General features: G+C 75.9%; 16 protein-coding genes and 1 pseudogene. 7 read left to right on the top strand and 10 right to left on the bottom strand.

Going from position 1 to position 18,387, the window contains the following annotated elements; translation table 11 throughout:
- Nucleotides 1-49: 49 nt before the first annotated feature.
- The 3 genes from trpA to trpC all read right to left on the bottom strand — a co-directional run bounded on the left by trpA (nucleotide 50) and on the right by trpC (nucleotide 3,026).
- Nucleotides 50-853 carry a tryptophan synthase subunit alpha gene (gene trpA / locus HDA31_RS07460; protein WP_178065819.1) on the bottom strand — a complete coding sequence of 268 codons (804 nt, stop codon included), beginning with the start codon at nucleotides 851-853 and terminating at the stop codon, nucleotides 50-52.
- Between the two features lie 3 nt (nucleotides 854-856).
- A complete protein-coding gene (gene trpB, locus HDA31_RS07455; protein ID WP_178065820.1) occupies nucleotides 857-2,092 on the bottom strand; it encodes a tryptophan synthase subunit beta in 1,236 nt (411 codons plus the stop codon).
- Nucleotides 2,093-2,162: 70 nt separating this feature from the next.
- Nucleotides 2,163-3,026, bottom strand: a complete 864-nt coding sequence (gene trpC / locus HDA31_RS07450; protein WP_074474421.1) for an indole-3-glycerol phosphate synthase TrpC — start codon at nucleotides 3,024-3,026, stop codon at nucleotides 2,163-2,165.
- Nucleotides 3,027-3,547: 521 nt separating this feature from the next.
- Here trpC and HDA31_RS07445 point away from each other — a divergent pair.
- Complete coding sequence (locus tag HDA31_RS07445) at nucleotides 3,548-3,805, top strand: hypothetical protein (protein WP_178065821.1); 258 nt, start codon at nucleotides 3,548-3,550, stop codon at nucleotides 3,803-3,805.
- 87 nt (nucleotides 3,806-3,892) lie between these two features.
- Here HDA31_RS07445 and HDA31_RS07440 read toward each other — a convergent pair whose 3' ends face one another.
- The 4 genes and pseudogenes from HDA31_RS07440 to HDA31_RS31995 form a co-directional block, all read right to left on the bottom strand.
- Nucleotides 3,893-4,513 carry a Trp biosynthesis-associated membrane protein gene (locus HDA31_RS07440; RefSeq protein ID WP_178065822.1) on the bottom strand — a complete coding sequence of 207 codons (621 nt, stop codon included), beginning with the start codon at nucleotides 4,511-4,513 and terminating at the stop codon, nucleotides 3,893-3,895.
- 37 nt (nucleotides 4,514-4,550) lie between these two features.
- A complete protein-coding gene (locus HDA31_RS07435; RefSeq protein WP_178065823.1) occupies nucleotides 4,551-6,104 on the bottom strand; it encodes an anthranilate synthase component I in 1,554 nt (517 codons plus the stop codon).
- Complete coding sequence (hisI, locus tag HDA31_RS32000; protein ID WP_246384707.1) at nucleotides 6,101-6,535, bottom strand: phosphoribosyl-AMP cyclohydrolase; 435 nt, start codon at nucleotides 6,533-6,535, stop codon at nucleotides 6,101-6,103. Before hisI ends, HDA31_RS07435 begins: the two co-directional genes overlap by 4 nt.
- A gap of 219 nt (nucleotides 6,536-6,754) precedes the next feature.
- A pseudogene (locus tag HDA31_RS31995) lies at nucleotides 6,755-7,750 on the bottom strand (hypothetical protein); the annotation flags it as partial.
- Nucleotides 7,751-7,781: 31 nt separating this feature from the next.
- On the opposite strand from HDA31_RS31995, the gene HDA31_RS07425 reads away from it, so the two are divergent.
- Genes HDA31_RS07425 through HDA31_RS07415 form a run of 3 tightly spaced genes read left to right on the top strand, consistent with a single transcriptional unit; the run spans nucleotide 7,782 to nucleotide 9,925 of the window.
- Nucleotides 7,782-8,552, top strand: coding sequence for an ABC transporter ATP-binding protein (locus HDA31_RS07425; RefSeq protein WP_178065825.1), 771 nt, complete (start codon nucleotides 7,782-7,784; stop codon nucleotides 8,550-8,552).
- Nucleotides 8,549-9,304, top strand: coding sequence for an ABC transporter permease (locus tag HDA31_RS07420; protein WP_178065826.1), 756 nt, complete (start codon nucleotides 8,549-8,551; stop codon nucleotides 9,302-9,304). Before HDA31_RS07425 ends, HDA31_RS07420 begins: the two co-directional genes overlap by 4 nt.
- A gap of 21 nt (nucleotides 9,305-9,325) precedes the next feature.
- A complete protein-coding gene (locus tag HDA31_RS07415; RefSeq protein ID WP_178065827.1) occupies nucleotides 9,326-9,925 on the top strand; it encodes a TetR/AcrR family transcriptional regulator in 600 nt (199 codons plus the stop codon).
- A 109-nt stretch (nucleotides 9,926-10,034) separates the two neighbouring features.
- Here the strand turns inward: HDA31_RS07415 and HDA31_RS07410 are convergent, their stop codons facing one another.
- The 3 genes from HDA31_RS07410 to HDA31_RS07400 form a co-directional block, all read right to left on the bottom strand.
- Nucleotides 10,035-10,787 carry a DUF2470 domain-containing protein gene (locus tag HDA31_RS07410; protein WP_178067672.1) on the bottom strand — a complete coding sequence of 251 codons (753 nt, stop codon included), beginning with the start codon at nucleotides 10,785-10,787 and terminating at the stop codon, nucleotides 10,035-10,037.
- 111 nt (nucleotides 10,788-10,898) lie between these two features.
- Nucleotides 10,899-12,674, bottom strand: a complete 1,776-nt coding sequence (locus HDA31_RS07405; RefSeq protein WP_178065828.1) for an ABC transporter ATP-binding protein — start codon at nucleotides 12,672-12,674, stop codon at nucleotides 10,899-10,901.
- Nucleotides 12,671-14,548, bottom strand: coding sequence for an ABC transporter ATP-binding protein (locus tag HDA31_RS07400; RefSeq protein ID WP_178065829.1), 1,878 nt, complete (start codon nucleotides 14,546-14,548; stop codon nucleotides 12,671-12,673). Before HDA31_RS07400 ends, HDA31_RS07405 begins: the two co-directional genes overlap by 4 nt.
- A gap of 151 nt (nucleotides 14,549-14,699) precedes the next feature.
- On the opposite strand from HDA31_RS07400, the gene HDA31_RS07395 reads away from it, so the two are divergent.
- From HDA31_RS07395 to HDA31_RS07385, 3 genes are all read left to right on the top strand, one after another.
- The gene (locus HDA31_RS07395) at nucleotides 14,700-15,329 is read left to right on the top strand and encodes a TIGR03085 family metal-binding protein (protein ID WP_178065830.1); all 630 of its coding nucleotides are present in this window, start codon (nucleotides 14,700-14,702) and stop codon (nucleotides 15,327-15,329) included.
- Nucleotides 15,330-15,456: 127 nt separating this feature from the next.
- The gene (locus HDA31_RS07390; protein WP_178065831.1) at nucleotides 15,457-16,398 is read left to right on the top strand and encodes a terpene synthase family protein; all 942 of its coding nucleotides are present in this window, start codon (nucleotides 15,457-15,459) and stop codon (nucleotides 16,396-16,398) included.
- Nucleotides 16,399-16,521: 123 nt separating this feature from the next.
- On the top strand, nucleotides 16,522-18,348 hold the full coding sequence (locus HDA31_RS07385) for an AMP-dependent synthetase/ligase (protein WP_074474430.1): 1,827 nt from the start codon (nucleotides 16,522-16,524) through the stop codon (nucleotides 18,346-18,348).
- Nucleotides 18,349-18,387 lie beyond the last annotated feature (39 nt).

The following is an 18,387-nucleotide window of genomic DNA, read 5'->3' as shown; positions in this document are numbered from 1 at the left end:
GGGCGGCGGAGGGGGCGGGGCGGCGCTGGGCGGGGCGGCGCGGGGCGGGTCAGCGCTGCGGGTGGCGGACGCCCTCGGCCAGCTCGGCGCTCAGCGCCCGCAGGGCGGTCAGGCCGGCGGCCGGGTCGGGCGCGTCGAGCAGGCAGCGGATCAGGGCGCTGCCGACGATCACGCCGTCGGCGTACCCGGCGACGGTGCCGGCCTGCGCGCCCGTGCCGACGCCGAGCCCGACGCCGACCGGCAGGTCGGTCACCTCGCGCAGCCGGGAGACCAGGATCGGCGCGGCCTCCGAGGTCTGCGACCGGGCGCCGGTGACGCCCATGATGGCGGTGGCGTAGACGAAGCCCCGGCAGTGCTCCGCGGTCATCCGCAGCCGCGCGTCCGTCGACGACGGGGAGACCAGGAAGGTGCGGTCCAGGCCGTGCGCGTCCGAGGCGGCCAGCCACTCGTCGGCCTCGTCGGGGATCAGGTCGGGGGTGATCAGGCCCGTGCCGCCGGCCGCCGCGAGGTCCCGGGCGAACGCGTCGACGCCGTACTGCTCGATGGGGTTCCAGTAGGTCATGGTGACCACCGGCGCGCCGGTGGCCGCGACCGCCTCGACGATGCGCAGCGCGTCGGCGGTGCGCACGCCGCCGGCCAGGGCGATGTCGCTGGCCTTCTGGATGACCGGGCCGTCCATCACGGGGTCGGAGTAGGGGATCTCCAGCTCGATGACGTCCACGCCGGCGGAGACCATCGCCTTCATGGCCGCGATGCTGCCCTCGACGGTCGGGAAGCCGGCCGGCATGCAGCCCACCAGCACGGCCCGCCCGTCGGCCCGGGCCTTGTCGAACGCGACCCCGATGCGGCTCACGAGTCACTGCTCCTTGTCGAGGATGCCGAAGTATTCGCCGGCGGTGTGCACGTCCTTGTCGCCGCGACCGGAGAGGTTGACCAGGATGACCGGCTCCCGGCCCAGCTCGGCGGCGAGCCCCGGGGCGATCTTGCGCGCGCCGGCGAGGGCGTGCGCGCTCTCGATCGCCGGGATGATCCCCTCGGTGCGGCAGAGCAGCTCGAACGCGGCCATCGCCTCGGCGTCGGTCACCGGCAGGTAGTTCGCCCGGCCGCTGTCGTGCAGCCACGCGTGCTCCGGCCCGACGCCCGGGTAGTCCAGACCGGCCGAGATGGAGTGCGACTCGATGGTCTGCCCGTCGGCGTTCTGGAGCACGTAGGTGCGCGCGCCGTGCAGCACCCCGGAGGTGCCGCCGGTGATGCTGGCCGCGTGCCGGTCGGTGTCCACGCCCTCCCCGCCGGCCTCGAAGCCGTAGAGTCGCACGCCCTCGTCGGGCACGAAGGCGTGGAAGATGCCCAGCGCGTTGGAGCCGCCGCCGACGCAGGCCGCGACGGCGTCGGGCAGCGCGCCGGTCGACTCCAGGCACTGCGCGCGGGCCTCGACGCCGATGCCCCGGACGAAGTCCCGGACCAGCTCGGGGAACGGGTGCGGCCCGGCGGCCGTGCCGATCAGGTAGTGCGTCTCGTCGACGTTGGCGACCCAGTCCCGCATCGCCTCGTTCATCGCGTCCTTGAGGGTGCGCGAGCCGGTGGTGACCGGGACGACGGTGGCGCCGAGCATCCGCATCCGGGCCACGTTGAGCGCCTGCCGCTCGGTGTCGACCTCGCCCATGTAGACCACGCATTCGAGGTCGAACAGGGCGGCGGCCGTCGCGGTGGCCACGCCGTGCTGGCCGGCGCCGGTCTCGGCGATCACCCGCCGCTTGCCCATCCGCTTGGTCAGCAGCGCCTGGCCGAGGACGTTGCGCACCTTGTGGGCGCCGGTGTGGTTGAGGTCCTCGCGCTTGAGCAGCACCCGCGCGCCGATCTGGGCGGAGAACCGGTGCGCCGGGTAGAGCAGCGAGGGGGTGCCCGCGTAGTCGCGCAGCAGCGCGTCGAACTCGGCGCGGAACGACTCGTCGGACATCGCCTTGCGGTAGGCGGCGTCGAGCTCGTCGAGCGCCGCGACGAGCGCCTCCGGGACGAACCGGCCGCCGAACCGGCCGAAGTGACCGGCGGCGTCGGGGAGCTGACCGGCCGGGGCCGGTTCGGTGGCGCTCATGGCGGTGTCCTCTCGCTGCTGACTTCTCGCCCCGGGTTGCTCGGCGCGCCGGGCGGGAGCCCGGCGCGGCTCAGCGCGCCGGGCGGGGCGTCGCCGGGTGGTTGCCGGCGTTGACCAGGGCGGCCACCGCCTCGCGGGGGCTGGACTGGGTGACCAGGCCCTCGCCGACCAGCACGGCGTCGGCACCGGCCGAGGCGTACCGGATCAGGTCGTGCGGGCCGCGCACGCCGGACTCGGCGATCTTGACGACGTTGCTGGGCAGGCCGGGGGCGATCCGCTCGAACACCGACCGGTCGACCTCCAGGGTACGCAGGTCGCGGGCGTTGACCCCGATCACCTGCGCGCCGGCCTCCATGGCCCGGTCGGCCTCCTCCTCGGTGTGCACCTCGACCAGCGCGCACATGCCGAGGGACTCGATCCGCTCCAGCAGCCCGACCAGCGCGTTCTGCTCCAGCGCGGCCACGATCAGCAGGACCAGGTCCGCGCCGTGCGCACGGGCCTCGTGCACCTGGTAGCTGGAGACGACGAAGTCCTTGCGCAGCACGGGCACCCTGACCGCGGCCCGGACGGCGGCCAGGTCGTCCAGCGAGCCGCCGAACCAGCGCCCCTCGGTGAGCACGCTGATGACCCGCGCGCCCCCGGCGGCGTAGTCGGCGGCGAGGACGGCCGGGTCGGCGATCTCGGCGATCTGGCCCTTGGACGGCGACGAGCGCTTCACCTCGGCGATCACCGCCACGCCGGGTCGGCGCAGGGCCGCGTACGCGTCCAGCGGTGGCGGCGCGGCGGCGGCGAGCTCACGGATCCGCTCCAGCGGAACCTGCTCCTGCCGTCGGGCGACGTCCTCGCGGACGCCGGCCAGGATCTCGTCGAGGACGCTTCCGGACGCCGCCGGACCGGCCCCGTCCCCCTCCGCGTGCGCATGCTCAGCAGTCACCAACGGACTCCCCTCTCCGGGTGTCATGGGCCGATGCTAGGGGGCGCCACCTGGCAGCACGTGCCGGGGGTATGGCGCGCCTCACGAGATGGGCTGCGGCATAATGGCCGACTTCCGGTGAACGGTAGATCACCGAGCGCGATCTCCCGCATCGATCGCGGTGACGCCGCCGCCCGCCAATCCATCGATGATCGCCCATCTTCATCGGATCATTGTCCGTCCGCGGCGCGCCGGGCGCACGCCGCCCGTCGGCACCGGCGCGACCGGCCGGCGGCCCCCGCGCCCACCGGCGGCGCGACCGCGCGCACGCCGGTCGATGTTGTGACGAAGCTCAAGGCTGAACGGCCCTGCCCAGGTGGCCGGACCCGGCGGACAGTTGACGTGGCGGTGACCACGGCGAAACGTGAGCCGGGCACCGTGGGACTCGGGCAGACTCGACAAGGGGCCTGCCCACGGCCCATCGGGCGGTCGCGGCGAGCCGCCGCCCGCGCCGTCGGAACGATCTCGTGTGGGGTGACCAGATGAGCACTGCCGGGCCCAACCCGACCATCGGACTGACCACCATCTCCCGCACCGTGGCGTCGCTGGCCGTCGGGGTGGTGCACACCCTGGAGCGGGCCGTCGTGGGCGACGCCCGGGTGCGCACCGCGCGCGGCAACGCCTGGGAGGCCGTCTGCGCCGACCGGGCCCGCGCCGACCAGCGCGCCGAGCTGAACCGGCTGGTGGCCGAGCTGGCCGCCGCCCGCGCCGCGACGCCGGACCGCCAGCCGGTCGGCTGACCCCGGCCGCCCGCGCCGCCAGGCGGCCCGGCCGCCGGCCGGGCACGCGTCCCCCGGTCAATCGCCCGCCGGTCAGTCGGCCGTCGGTCAATCGGCCGTCGGGTCCTCGCCCCGGTCCAGCGCGTCCCACGCCTCGGTGGTCCGCCGCCCGGCCACCGGGCCCGCCACGGCGGCCTCCGCCGCGGCGGGGCCGACGCCGGGCCGGGCCGGGCGCTCGTAGCGCGCCCCCATCGCCGGCCAGCCCCCGCCGCGCAGCGCGACGAGGCCGCCGCCGAGGGCGGCGAGCAGGCCACCGACCAGGCAGAACGCCGGCCACTGCCGGCTCACCGTGCCGTCGAACGCGGCCACCAGGCCGTAGCCGCCGCCGGCAGCCACGGCCGCGCCGAGCGCCAGCAGCAGGACGCCGACCAGCCGGCGCGGCACCCCCCGGGTGGCCAGCACTGCCCCGCCCCCGGCCAGCCCGACCACCGCGAGCGCGGGCAGCCAGGGCAGCAGGCCCGCCCCGGTGCGGGCCGCCCGCACCGGGGGCAGCGGCGCCGGCCGGGCGGCCAACTCCACCGCCCAGGTCCGGGTCGAGGCCCACAGCGCCAGGCCCGCGCCGGCCAGGCAGAGCAGCACGGCGTACGTCAGCTCGCGGCGCGCCCGCGCGGCCGGCGCGCCGGCCCCGGAGGTCTCCCCGCCGGTCGCCGGCCCGGTCACCGCGGCCACCCGCCGCCCGGTGCCGCGACGGGCCGCCCCGCCGCGCTCACCGGGCGGGCCGCAGCGTCTCGGCGGCGGCGATGGCGGCGAGCACGGCGGCGGCCTTGTCGCGGGTCTCCCGGTCCTCGGCGGCCGGGTCGGAGTCGGCCACCACCCCCGCGCCGGCCTGCACGTACGCGCGGCCGTCGCGGATCAGCGCGGTGCGGATGGCGATCGCCATGTCCAGGTCCCCGCCGAAGCCGAAGTAGCCGACCGTGCCGCCGTAGAGGCCGCGCCGGACCGGCTCCAGCTCCTCGATGATCTCCATGGCCCGGACCTTCGGCGCGCCGGACAGGGTTCCGGCGGGGAAGGTCGCGGCCAGCGCGTCGAACGCCGTCTGCTCCGGACGCAGCTCGCCGACCACGGTCGAGACGATGTGCATGACGTGGCTGTAGCGCTCGATGGTGGCGAACTCCGGCACCTCCACCGTGCCCGGCCGGCAGACCCGGCCCAGGTCGTTGCGACCCAGGTCGACAAGCATGACGTGCTCGGAGCGCTCCTTCGGGTCGGCGAGCAGCTCGGCGGCGAGCCGGGCGTCGGCGTCCGGCGTGCCGCCGCGCGGGCGGGTGCCGGCGATCGGGTGCAGCAGCGCGCGGCGTCGACCGTCGGGGCCGGCGTTGACCTTCAGGTGCGCCTCCGGCGACGAGCCGACGACGTCGAAGCCGTCGAAGCGCAGCAGGTACATGTACGGGCTCGGGTTGGTGGTGCGCAGCACCCGGTAGACGTCCAGCGGGTCGGCGTCGGTGGGCCGCTCGAAGCGCTGGGCCAGCACGATCTGGAAGCACTCCCCGGCCCGGATCGCCTCCTTGGCCGCCTCGACGGCCTTCGGGTAGCCGCCCGGGTCGGTGCGGCTGACCACATCGGCGACGGCCGGCCGGTCGACCGTGGAGATCATCGGCGGGATGGGCCGGGACAGCGCCGTGGTCATCGCGTCCAGCCGCCCCACCGCGTGGTGGTAGGCCGCGGCGACCAGGGCGTCCCGGCCCGGCTCGTCGGCCGGGGGCAGCACCGCGTTGGCGATCAGGATCGCCGAGCCGTCGTAGTGGTCGAGGACCACCAGGTCGGTGGCGAGCATCATGCCCAGCTCGGGCAGGCCGAGGTCGTCCTCGGTCAGCTCCGGCAGCCGCTCGAAGCGGCGGACCAGGTCGTATCCCAGGTAGCCGACCATGCCGCCGGTCAGCGGCGGCATGCCGCTGTCCGGGTCCCAGGCCGGGCCGGCGAGGGCCTCGACGGTCTCGCGCAGCACCCGCACCGGGTCGCCGCCGGCGGGCAGCCCGGCCGGCGGCTGGCCGGTCCAGCACGCCGCGCCGTCGCGCTCGGTGAGGGTGGCGCTGCTGCGCACCCCGATGAACGAGTACCGCGACCAGGCCATCCCCGCCGAGCCGGCCCCCTGCTCGGCGGACTCCAGCAGGAACGTGCCCGGGCCGCCGGCCAGCTTGCGGTAGACGCCCACCGGGGTCTCCGCGTCGGCGAGCAGCCGCCGGGTGACCGGGACGACCCGCCAGCGGGCCGCCAGGTCGGCGAAGGTGGCCTGGTCGGGGCTGACGACGCCGTCGGTCATGCGGGCCCCCCGCTGGTGGTGACCGGCAGCTCGGTGAAGAAGCAGGTGCGCTCGCCGGTGTGGCAGGCCGCGCCGACCTGGTCGACGCTGACCAGCAGCGCGTCGCCGTCGCAGTCCAGCGCGACCGAGCGGACGTGCTGGAGGTGGCCGGAGGTGGCCCCCTTGACCCAGTATTCCTGCCGGCTGCGCGACCAGTAGGTCGCCAGCCCGGTGGTGAGGGTGCGGTGCAGCGCCTCGTCGTCCATCCAGGCGACCATCAGCACCTCGCCCGTGTCGTGCTGGCGCACCACGGCGGCCACCAGGCCGTCGGGGGTGCGGCGCAGCCGCGCGGCGACGGCCGGGTCAAGCCGGGACGGGCGGGCCGGGCCGGGGGTCGCCGCCGGGGTCTTGCGGGCGTTGGCGCCGGTCACCGGCGCGTCAGGTACGGGCACAGTCACCCATTCTCCCGCACGCGGCGCGGGCACCGGCGACGGCTCCCGCCGGGCGAGGGGGGTCGGGCCCGGCACGCAGGCCCGCGCCGGCCCGGGCCCGCCCGTGAGCTGCGCGAGGTAGCGGTCCAGCCGCCCGTCGGACAGCGCCTCGGCGAGGTCCGCGCCGGCGCCGGCGGCGATCTCCTCGGCGTACGGGCGGACCAGCGGGACGGTGCCGGTGACCAGCCGCCCGGCGGCGGCCCAGAGCTGGCCGACGGAGCCGGGGCGCACGCCGAGGCAGAGCAGCATGTCGTCGCGGTATCCGGGCGGGGCGACCGGCAGGTCGAGGGCGGCGGCGAACGCCGCCCGGCGGGACACCACCCGCACCGACGGGTTGGCCAGCCGCAGCACGGACGGGCAGAGCCGGGCCAGGTCGGCGGCGGCCAGCCGGACGCCGAGGTGGTCGCCCCGGGCCCGGGCCCCGGCGACCTTACCGAGCGTGGCGATCAGCTCCTCCAGCCGCGGCTCGTCGGCGGGCTGACAGAGCACCGGCAGGTCGATGCGGGCCCGCCACCGCTCGTCGGCCCAGAGCAGCCGGATCGGCGCGGTGACCGGCAGCCCGAACGCCCACTCGGCCGGCTGGGCGAGCCGCTCCAGCCAGGAGCGGACGTCGCGGACCGCCACCGAGACGTGGGTGAGCCGGCCGCCGTTCTCGGCCAGGTAGGCGCGGCGGGCGGCGTACGGGGCGTTGATCGGCGGCCCGGCCGGGCGGGGCGGCGGCGCGTCGGTGACCAGCACGTCGAGGTCGACGTCGCTGTGCGCCGTGGCGGCCCGGCGGGCGTGGCTGCCCCGCAGCAGGATGCCGACGACGGGGCGCTCGGCCGCCTGCCGCAACCGGGCGGCCCAGTCGTCGAAGAATCCACTTTCCGGTGACGCAGCGTGACCCACCGCGCCATCGTGCCGTACGCCCGATCGGGGCGCAATGCCCGATGCCGGACGGGCTGTCCGGTCAGAAGGCTGACGCCCGGTCCGAAGGCTAGTGCCCGAGGGTTCTCTTTCCTGCCCCGGGGTACCTTTCGCCGCCGCCGTCGCCCCCGGCTCCGGCCGGCGGCCCCCGCCCGCCCCGACGGCAGCCCTGCCCGCCCGGTCCCCGCCCGACCCGGCGGCAGCCGTCGCGGACGCTCCGGCGGCGGCCCGTTGCGGACGGTGCCCTCCCTCGCCTACCGTGGAGTTCATCGGGTGATGAATTCTTTCTCAGGGAGTGGCGATGGACCATGCGATCGCGGTCCGCGACCTGGTCGTGGACCGGGGCCGACGCCGGGTGCTGCACGGCGTGACCTGCGCGGTGCCGCGCGGGGCCGTCACCGGCCTGCTCGGGCCCAGCGGCAGCGGCAAGACCACCCTCATGCGGGCCGTGGTCGGCGTGCAGACGGTCCGCTCGGGCTCGGTGACCGTCCTCGGCCGGCCGGCGGGTTCCCCCGCGCTGCGCAGCCGGGTCGGCTACCTGACCCAGGCGCCCAGCGTCTACGCCGACCTCACCGTCGCCGAGAACGCCCGTTACTTCGCCGCCCTGCACGGCCGGGGCCGGGCCGAGGCGGACCGGGCCGTGGCCGACGTCGGGCTGGCCGGGGCCGCCGGCCAGCTCGTCGGCGCCCTCTCCGGCGGGCAGCGCAGCCGGGCGTCGCTGGCCTGCGCCCTCGTCGGCGAGCCGGAGCTGGTCGTGCTCGACGAGCCGACGGTCGGGCAGGACCCGGTGCTGCGGGCCGACCTGTGGGCCCGGTTCCACGCCCTCGCCGCCGCCGGGACGACCCTGCTGGTGTCCAGTCACGTGATGGACGAGGCGGCCCGCTGCGACCGGCTGCTGCTGATCCGCGAGGGTCGGCTCGTCGCCGACGACACCCCCGACGCCGTCCGCGCCGCCGCCGGGGTCGACGACCTCGACGAGGCGTTCCTGCGCCTGATCCGGGCCAGCGAGGCGGCCGGCGACGGACCGGCCGGCGGCACCGGGCGGGCGGCCGGCGAGGGGGCGGCGGCGTGAACGCGCGCATCCTGGCCGCCACCACCGGCCGCGTCCTGCGCCAGCTGCGGCACGACCGGCGCACCGTCGCCCTGCTCGTGCTGGTGCCGGCCCTGCTGCTCACCCTCGTCTACTACATGTACGCCGACCAGCCCACCCCGCCCGGCCAGCCGAGCATGTTCGACCGGGTGGCCCTGGTGATGCTCGGCGTCTTCCCCTTCGTGATCATGTTCCTGGTGACCAGCATCGCGATGCTGCGCGAGCGCACCTCCGGCACCCTGGAGCGGCTGCTCACCACCCCGCTGGGCCGGCTCGACCTGCTCTTCGGCTACGGCATCGCGTTCGGCCTCGCCGCCGCCGGCCAGGCCGCGATCGCCGCCGGGGTGGCCTACCGGGTGTTCGGGCTGACCACCGCCGGCAGCAGCGCCCTGGTGATCGCGATCGCCGTGGTCAACGCGGTCCTCGGCGTCGCCCTCGGCCTGCTCTGCAGCGCCTTCGCGCGCACCGAGTTCCAGGCCGTGCAGTTCATGCCCGTCGTGGTGATCCCCCAGCTGCTGCTGTGCGGGCTGTTCGTCGCCCGCGACGAGATGGCCGGCTGGTTGCAGGCGGTCAGCGACGCGCTCCCCCTGTCGTACGCCGTCGAGGCGTTGCAGGAGGTCGGCGCGCACGCCGAGCCGACGGCCACCATGTGGCGCGACCTCGGGGTGGTGGCCGGGGCGGCGGTGCTGGCGCTGGCGCTGGCCGCGGCCACCCTGCGCCGCCGCAGCGGCTGACGCGCGGGCGGGGTGGGGACGATGGCGACGCCGCGACGCACCGGCCGGCGGCCCGGCAACCCGGGCACCCGCGAGGCGATCCTCGACGCGGCGCGCGCCGCGTTCGCCGAGCGGGGCTTCGACGCGTCCTCGATCCGGTCGATCGCCGCCGCGGCCGGGGTCGACCCGGCGCTGGTGCACCACTACTTCGGCGGCAAGGACCAGCTCTTCCTGGCCGCGATGGGCGCCCCGCTCGACCCGGGCGAGCTGCTGCCCCGGGTGCTGGCCGGCGACCCCGACGGCGTCGGCGAGCGGCTGGTGCGCACCTTCCTCGGCGTCTGGGACTCCCCGGCCGGCGTCGCCGCGGTGGCCCTGCTGCGCTCGGCCGTGAGCAACGAGTGGACGGCCCGGCTGCTGCGGGAGTTCCTGGTCACCCAGGTGCTGCGCCGGATCCTCCAGCACCTCGACGTCGACCCGGCCGAGCTGCCGCTGCGCGGGTCGCTGGTGGCCAGCCAGCTGGTCGGGCTGGCCCTCATGCGGCACGTCGTGCGGCTGGAGCCGGTCGCCTCCGCCCCGGCGGAGACCCTGGTCGCGGCGGTGGGCCCCACCGTCCAGCGCTACCTGCGCGGGGGGCTGGGGTAAGGAAGGGCCCCTTGTTAACGCATTCGGTAGAGCGGGGTACCCCGCTCACCTCCCGGAGCACGGCCCGCGCCCACCGGCACAGCCCGCGCCCCAGCGAGCGGCGCGGCGCTCAGCCGCGGGGCGCGGCGGAGTGCGGGTGCTGGCAGAGCATCGGGTGCAGCAGCCGGGCGAGCTCCCGGTGGTCGGCCACCGGGCGCGGGAAGGCCAGCCGGGCCCGCCGCCGGGCGCCGGGCCGGCCGAGGGAGACCAGCAGCCCGTACCGGTCGACGCGGACCACGCGGGGCGGGCCGTCGGGGCCGGACTCGACCAGGCCGAGCTGCCGCCGGACGTACGCGGCCATCTCCCGGCCGTGGTGCACGGCCAGCTCGGTGAGCAGCTCCGGCTCCACCGGGTGCAGCGGGTCCGGCTCCGCCTCGGCGTACGCCACGGGGTCGATCCGCAGCAGCCCGTCGGGGCGCTCCAGCCGGGCCTCGGCCACCTCGAAGCGGTAGAGCCGGAAGCGGGTGCCCACGTCGAGCAGGTCGCCGGTCGGGTCCACCTCGGCGAAGTCCAGCGTGGCCTGGCGGGCCGCGTCGCCGTGCAGCGGGGCGGCCCACCCGGAGACCCAGGCGCGGCCGAGCGACGGGGCGCCGGCGGCCGGCGGCAGGTCGAGCACGTCCAGCGCCACGGCGACGTCGGAGCCCTCGCCCCGGGGCAGCGCCGCCGCCAGGTCGCTGTGCACGCCGACGAGGAGCAGCACCCGCCCGTCGGCGTCGGTGGCGTGCCGGACGTGGAACGGGCCGGGCCGCTGGGCCAGGTGCACCAGGGCCGGGAGCCGGCCGGCGACCAGCGTCCGGACGGTCTCGGCGGGCGTGGGGCGCAGGGCGGGACTGGGGCGCATGACCCACCTCCGAAGGTTAGGCTTACCTAATCAGCACCGTAGACCATGCGCTCCTCCGCGTCCACCGCACCGCCGATCCGCCCGCTCGGACCGTCAGCGGGTCTGCTCCAGCCAGGAGGCGTGCAGCAGGCCGTAGACCGAGTCCGGGTCGCGGATCAGCTCCTCGTGCGGCCCGCGCTGCACGATCCGGCCCCGGTCCACCACGATCACCTCGTCGGCGGCCTCGGCGGTGGAGAGCCGGTGGGCGATCGCGAGGGTGGTCCGGCCCCGGGTCACCGCGTCCAGGGTGCGCTGGAGGCGCACCTCGGTCGCCGGGTCCACCGCGCTGGTCGCCTCGTCGAGCACCAGCAGGTCGGGATCCGCCACGTACGCCCGCGCCAGCGCCACGAGCTGCCGCTCCCCCACGCTCAGCGCCTCGCCCCGCTCGCCGACCGGGGTGTCCAGCCCCGCCGGCAGCCCGGCCAGCCAGTCGGCCAGCCCCAGCTCGGTGAACGCGGCCGTCAGCTCCGCGTCGGTCAGTTCCGGCCGGGCGAAGCGGACGTTGTGCCCGACGGTGGCGTCGAACAGGAAGCCGTCCTGCGGCACCATCACCACCCGGGAACGCAGCGAGGCGAACCGGACCTCGGTCAGCGGCACACCGGAGAGCAGCACCGCCCCGTCGGTCGGGTCCATCAGGCGGGTGAGCAGCTTCGCGAACGTGGTCTTGCCGCTGCCGGTCTCGCCCACCACGGCGACCCGGCTCTTCGCCGCGATGTCCAGGGTCACGTCGTGCAGCACCGGCGGCCCGCCCGGGTAGGCGAAACCGACCCCGGCGAAGCGGATGTCCAGAGGCCCCGACGGCAGGTCCCGCCCCTGCTCGCCGGGGTCGGCCACGTCCGGGGCGACGTCGAGCACGTCGAGCACCCGCCGCCAGCCGGCGATCGCGTTCTGCGCCTCGTTGAGCACCTCGGTGGCGATCTGCACCGGCTGGATGAACAGGGTCACCAGGAACAGGAACGCGGTGAGCTGCCCGATCGACAGGGTGCCGTCCGCGCCGAGCAGCACCCCGAGCACCACGACGCCGGCCAGCGCCAGCCCGGCGGCCAGCTCCCCCACCGAGCTGCCCATGATGCTGATCCGGATGGCCCGCTGCTGGGCCCGCTGCTGCCCCTCGATCGCCGCGTCGAGCCGCCGGGCGGTCCGCCCGGAGATCCCGTACGCCCGGATCACCGGCGCCCCGACCACGCTCTCGCCGATCGTGCCGAGCAGGGTGCCCATCCGCTGCCGGACCACCCCGTAGGCCCCGCCGAGGCGGCGCTGGAGCTGCCGGATCACCAGCACCGCCGGCGCGAACGCGGCGAGCACCACGAGGGTCAACTGCCAGGAGTACGCGAGCATGACGGCCGTCGTCACCGCGAGCTGACCGAGGTTGACGATGAGGATCACCCCGCCCCACTGGAGGAACTGGGTGATCTGGTCGACGTCGCTGGTGACGCGGGAGACCAGCGAGCCGCGCCGCTCGGACTGCTGGTGCAGCATCGACAGGTCGTGCACGTGCCGGAACGCCCGGGTGCGCACGTTGGCCAGGGCCGTCTCGCTGACCGTGAACAGCCGGCGCATCATCAGGTAGCCGCAGGTGGTGGTCACCACCAGCACGGCGGCGGTCGCCGCGACGACGGTCCACACCACGCCCAGGTCGAGCCCGCCGACGATGCCCTCGTCGATGCCCTGCTGCACGGCCACCGGCACGGCGACCCGGCCCACCATGTAGACCAGCGCCAGCGCGAGGGTGCCGGCCAGGCCGGTGCGCAGCTCGGGCGAGAGGGCCAGGCCCCGCCGCAGCGTGCGCCAGGTGTTCTCCGCCGGTTGCTCGGCCTCCACCACACTCACCGGTCCACCTCGACTTCCAGGCCGGAGGTCAGCGGGGTGACCTCGTCGTACGGGCGGGGCTGCTGCTCGCTCTCGGCCTCGGCCTGCTCGTAGGCGGTGACCAGGTCGGCGTAGCCGGAGACGGTGGCGAGCAGCTCGGCGTGGGTGCCCCGGGCGACCACCCGGCCCTGTTCCAGGTAGATCACCTCGTCGGCGAGGGCGATGGTGGCCCGCCGGTAGGCCACCACGAGGATCGAGGCGGCGGGGCCGCCGGCGGCCGGGGCGCGCAGCCCGGCGAGGATGGCCGCCTCCACCCTCGGGTCGACCGCGCTGGTGGCGTCGTCGAGGACCAGCAGCCGGGGCCGCCCGGCGAGGGCCCGGGCCAGGGTGAGCCGCTGCCGCTGCCCGCCGGAGAGCGAGGTGCCCCGCTCGCCGACCATCGTGTCGAGCCCCTCGGGGAGCGCGGCGACGAAGCCGTCGGCCTCGGCGAGCCGCAGCGCGGCCCAGACGTCGTCGTCGGTGACGCCGGGCCGGTCCAGCGCGATGTTCGCCCGCACGGTGTCGTCGAAGACGAACGGCACCTGGGCGACCAGGGCGGCGGTGCCGGCCAGCGAGGCGGCGGTGAGCCGGCGGACGTCGACGCCGTCGAGGCTGACCGTGCCGGTGTGCGGGTCGACCAGCCGCACGGCCAGCGCGGCGATGGTGGACTTGCCCGAGCCGGTGGGCCCGACCAGGGCCACGGTCTTCCCGGCGGGCACGGTGAAGGTGACCTCGCCGAGCACCTCGGCACCGGGCAGGTGCGCCTCGGCGGGCTCGTAGGCGAAGCCGACGTCGGCGAAGGCGAGCGTGGCCGGCGTCGGGTCGGCCGGGTCGAGGGCGACGTCGCCGTACGGCATCTCGCCGGTGGCGTCGAGCACCCGGCGCACCCGGTCCCAGCCGGCGACGCTGCGCGGCAGCTCGGCCAGCACCCAGCCGATGGCCCGCACGGGGAAGGCGAGCACGGTGAACAGGAAGGCCACGCTGACCAGGTCGGTGACGGAGATGGCGCCCTGCCGGAGACGGAATGCGCCGACGACCAGCACGGCGAGGGTGCCGAGGCTGGGCAGGGTCTCCAGCATCGGGTCGAAGACGCCGCGCAGCCGGCCGACGGAGATCAGCGCGTCGCGCAGCTCGCCGGCGCGGGCGGCGAACCGGGCGGTCTCCTGCGCCTCGCGGCCCATGGTCTTGACCACCAGGGCGCCGTCGAAGCTCTCGTGGGCGATGCCGCTGACCTCGGCGCGCAGCCGCTGGGCGCGGGCCTGGCGCGGGGCCATCCGGCGGGAGTAGACCACGTTGAGGGCGAACAGGGCGGGGAAGACCGCGAGCCCGACGAGGGCCAGCGCCCAGTCGGTGACGAACAGGGAGGCGATCGCGCCGACCAGCATGACCACGGTGCCGACGGCGAAGGGCAGCGGGGCGATCGGGTACCAGGCCGCCTCGACGTCGGAGTTGGCGTTGGACAGCAGGGTGCCGGTGGCGTTGCGCTGGTGCCAGGACAGCGGCAGGTCCAGGTAGCGGCGGGTGACCTGCCGGCGGTAGGCGGCCTGGAGCCGGAACTGCATGTAGCCCGCGCCGAGCCGGCGGCCGAAGATGCCGACCACCCGCAGCACGCTGATGCCGAACAGCGCCCCGGCGGCGAGGGCGAGGGCGGCGACGCCCACCGACCCGCGCGCGATCGCCGGCACCACGACGTCGCCGACCACCGCGCCGACGACGTACGCGCTGGCGATCACCAGCCCGCCGAACAGCACGCTGCCGCTGACCGCCACCGCGAAGATCCGGGGCTGCTCCCGGATCGCCCGGCCGAGCACGGACAGCCCCCTGCGGAGCACGTCCCGACTTGTCCTGCTGGTCACGCTCTCCCCCGCCGTAAGTTGCACATTATCCCCCTCATCCTTACCGGACGGGTCCAGCCACGCTGTCCCGGAACGGGTATGTCGGCGGTCACGTCGGGGGCCGTCCCCGCGACGACGGGCCGACGGCGGCGCGCCGGCCTACGATCGGGCCATGCCGCGGTACGCCCGGTCGGAGCGCGAGGCGCTCGCCGACCTCATGCAGACCCTGGGTCCTGATGCGCCGACCGTCAACGAGGGCTGGTCGGTCCGGGACCTCGCCGCCCACCTCGTCGTGCGGGAGCGGCGGCCGGACGCCGCCGGGGGGATCGCGCTGCCACCGCTGCGCGGGTACGCCGAACGGGTGCGCCTGCGGGTCGCGGCGCGGCCCTTCGACGAGCTGGTGGCGCAGGTGCGCCGGCCGCCGCTGTGGAGCCCGCTGAGCAATCCCCTCACCGACGAGCTGGTCAACGCCATGGAGTTCTACATCCACCACGAGGACGTCCGGCGGGCCCGGGCGGGGTGGGGCCCGCGCGACCTGCCGGCCGGGCTGGACGCGGTGCTGTGGCGGCGGGCCTCGGTGCTCGGCCGGCTGGCGCTGCGCCGCTTCCCGGCCGACCTGCTGGTGCAGGCGCCCGGGCACGGCGCGCTGTCGGCGGGGCGGGGCGGGCCACGGGTGCGGGTGGTCGGCGCGCCGGGCGAGCTGACGCTCTTCCTCACCGGCCGGCAGCGGGTCTCGCGGGTGCAGGTGGAGGGGCCGGCGGCGGTGGTGGACCGGCTCCGGGCCGCCCAGCTCGGCATCTGACCCGCTGTGCGGGAACGGTCGCCAGGAGAGCTGGCCAACCGTTCGGTCGAGCTATGAATATCTATTCATCTGGCGTACCCTCGGCCGGTCGCCCCACTCGGGGTGGCCCAACCCGGCAGGGGGTGACGTGCGGAGCTTCGCGGTCTCTGCCCTGGACGAGCCACCGTTTCCTCCGTGCCGGCACGCCGGCACCGATCTGGCCGCCGCGCAGAGCCTGGGCTGGGCGCAGGCGTTCGGCCTGATCACCAACGGACGCCGGATGCACCGGCTGCGGCACGCCGGCGCCGCCGAGCTGGCCGGGCGCACCTGCCCGGACGCGCCCGACGACCGGCTGCGGCTGCTCACCGACCTGATCACCTGGCTCTTCGTCGTCGACGACGCCTGCGACGACGACGGGCTCGGCGACGCGCCCACCCGGCTCGCCCCGGTCGTGGCCGACCTGCTCGCGGTGCTGGACCGGCACGGCGCCCCGGGCGTCGCCCCGGCCGGCTGCCCGCTGGGCGCCGCGCTGGACGACCTCTGCCGCCGGATCCGGGCCCACGGGCGTGCGCCGCTGCTGCTGCGCTTCGTCGGCCAGCTGCGCGACTACCTGCTGGCCCTGCTGTGGGAGGCGGCGAACCGGGAGCACGGCCGGGTGCCCGGCGTGGCCGAGTACGTCGCGCTGCGCCGGCACACCGGGGCGGTGCATCCCGCGTTCACCCTGACCGACCTCGCGTACGACGCGCCGCCGGAGGCGGACCGCCGCGCCGAGCCGGCGCTCGTCGACGTCGAGACCCTGGCGGCGGACCTGGTCTGCTGGTGCAACGACCTGTTCTCGTACGGGAAGGAGAACCGGGCGGGGCCGGACGCGCACAACCTGGTCAGCGCGATCGCGGCGGAGACCGGCCGGGGCGAGCCGGCGGCGCTGCGGGCGGCGGCCGACCGGTTCAACCGGGCCCTGGCGCGCTACGCCGAGCGGGAGGCGGCCCTGCGCGACGACGACCCGGCGCTGCGCTCGTTCCTGGCGGCCCGCCGCAACTGGGTCCGGGCCACCTACGACTGGTCGCTGCGGGCCGCCCGGTACGCCTGACCGGCGTCGGGCCCGGCGGGCCGGCGCGAGGACTAGCCGATGCGCGGTGCAGGCAATACCCTTCGGTAACCGCAAACGACGTGACCCCCGTCACGCCTCCACCCCCCGAAGGCGGCTACAGCGATGTCTCTCGATGTACCGTACCGTTCCATCCCCGACATGTTCCTCAAGCGCGTCGCGGCCACCCCCGACCGCCCCGCGTTCGCCCACCCCGCCCCCGACGACTCCGGGCCGGTCTGGCTGACCTGGGCCCAGGTGGGGCAGCGGGCCCGGGCGGTCGCGGCGGGGCTGCACGGGCTCGGTGTCGGCCGCGAGGACCCGGTGGCGATCCTGTCGAGCACCAGGCTCGACTGGGTGCTCGCCGACTTCGGCATCATGTGCGCGGGTGGCGCCACCACCACCGTCTACCCGACCACCGAGCCCGAGGACACCACGTACATCGTCGCCGACTCCGGCTCGCGGGTGCTGTTCGCGGAGAACCCGGCCCAGGCCGCCAAGATCGCCGGTGCGACGCTGCCGGCCCTGACCCACGTGGTGCTCTTCGACGGCACGCCCGACCCGGCGGCGGCCGTGCCGCAGCTGACCCTCGCCGAGCTGGAGGAGCGCGGCGGCCGGACCCTGGCCGACGACCCGGGGCTGATCGAGCGCCTGACCGCCGACCTCGGGCCCGACCACCTGGCCACCCTCATCTACACCTCCGGCACCACGGGCCGACCCAAGGGCGTCGAGCTGCTGCACGGCGGGTGGTGCTGGGAGGGCGTCGCGCAGGCCGAGGTGGGGCTGCTGCGCACCGACGACCTGCAGTACCTGTGGCTGCCGCTGGCCCACTCGTTCGGCAAGACCCTGCTCTGCGGCGCGACCCACGTCGGCCTGCCGACCTACGTCGACGGGCGGGTCGAGAAGCTGGTCGAGCTGCTGGCCGTCGTGCGGCCGACGCTGATGTGCGGAGCGCCCCGGGTCTTCGAGAAGGTCTACAACAAGGCGGTCACCACCGCGCAGGGCGCCGGCGGCGCGAAGGCGAAGATCTTCGCCTGGGGGGTGCGGGTCGGCAAGGAGAAGGTCGGGCTGGAGCAGGCCGGGCGGCCCGTCCCCGCCGGGCTGAGGCTGCGCTACGCGCTGGCCGAGAAGCTGGTGTTCAGCAAGCTCCAGGCCCGCCTCGGCGGCCGGATCCGGGTGCTGGTCTCCGGCTCCGCGCCGCTGAGCAAGGAGATCGCCACCTTCTTCGCCGCCGCCAACCTGCCGATCTCCGAGGGGTACGGCCTCACCGAGAGCAGCGCCGGCAACTTCGTCAACCCGCCCGGCGGCCTGCGCATCGGCACCGTCGGCCGGGCGATGGGCGACCTGGAGTGCCGGATCGACACCGACGGGGAGATCCTGGTCCGGGGCCGGCCGGTCATGCGGGGCTACCACCACCTCCCCGAGGACACGGCCGCCGCGTTCACCGAGGACGGCTTCTTCCGCACCGGCGACATCGGCAGCCTCGACGACGACGGCTACCTGCGCATCACCGACCGGAAGAAGGACCTGGTCAAGACCTCCGGCGGCAAGTACGTCGCCCCCTCGCACATCGAGGGCATGTTCAAGGCGCTGTGCCCGTACACGTCGCAGGCGGTCGTCATCGGCCAGGCCCGCAACTACTGCACGATGCTGGTCAGCCTCGACCCGGACGCGATCCTGGGCTGGGCGGCCGGCGGCCCGCTGGAGGGGCGCAGCTACGCCGAGATCGCCGCCTCCGCCGAGGCCCGGGCCATGGTCGAGGGGTACGTCGCCCAGCTCAACGCCAAGCTCAACCGCTGGGAGACGATCAAGAAGGTGACCGTCCTGCCCCGCGACCTGACCATCGAGGACGGCGAGATGACCCCGTCCCTCAAGATCAAGCGCCGGGGCGTGGAGAGCAACTTCGCGGCCGAGATCGACCGGATGTACGAGGGCAGCCTCGCCGAGATCTGAGCCGGCGACCCGCCGGCGGCCGTGCCCCACCGTCCCGGG

It is taken from the genome of Micromonospora carbonacea (assembly GCF_014205165.1).
Classification (GTDB): Bacteria; Actinomycetota; Actinomycetes; order Mycobacteriales; family Micromonosporaceae; genus Micromonospora; species Micromonospora carbonacea.
Note: the sequence above shows the minus strand (reverse complement) of the source record. Positions and strands in the feature narration are given on the sequence as shown.

Coding starts and splice junctions, on each gene's coding strand:
- HDA31_RS07425 (WP_178065825.1), top strand. CDS start 7,782: ATGGACCATGCGATCGCGGTCCGCGACCTGGTCGTGGACCGGGGCCGA.
- HDA31_RS07435 (WP_178065823.1), bottom strand. CDS start 6,104: ATGACCGACGGCGTCGTCAGCCCCGACCAGGCCACCTTCGCCGACCTG.
- HDA31_RS07445 (WP_178065821.1), top strand. CDS start 3,548: ATGAGCACTGCCGGGCCCAACCCGACCATCGGACTGACCACCATCTCC.
- trpB (WP_178065820.1), bottom strand. CDS start 2,092: ATGAGCGCCACCGAACCGGCCCCGGCCGGTCAGCTCCCCGACGCCGCC.
- HDA31_RS07395 (WP_178065830.1), top strand. CDS start 14,700: ATGCCGCGGTACGCCCGGTCGGAGCGCGAGGCGCTCGCCGACCTCATG.
- HDA31_RS07385 (WP_074474430.1), top strand. CDS start 16,522: ATGTCTCTCGATGTACCGTACCGTTCCATCCCCGACATGTTCCTCAAG.
- HDA31_RS07415 (WP_178065827.1), top strand. CDS start 9,326: ATGGCGACGCCGCGACGCACCGGCCGGCGGCCCGGCAACCCGGGCACC.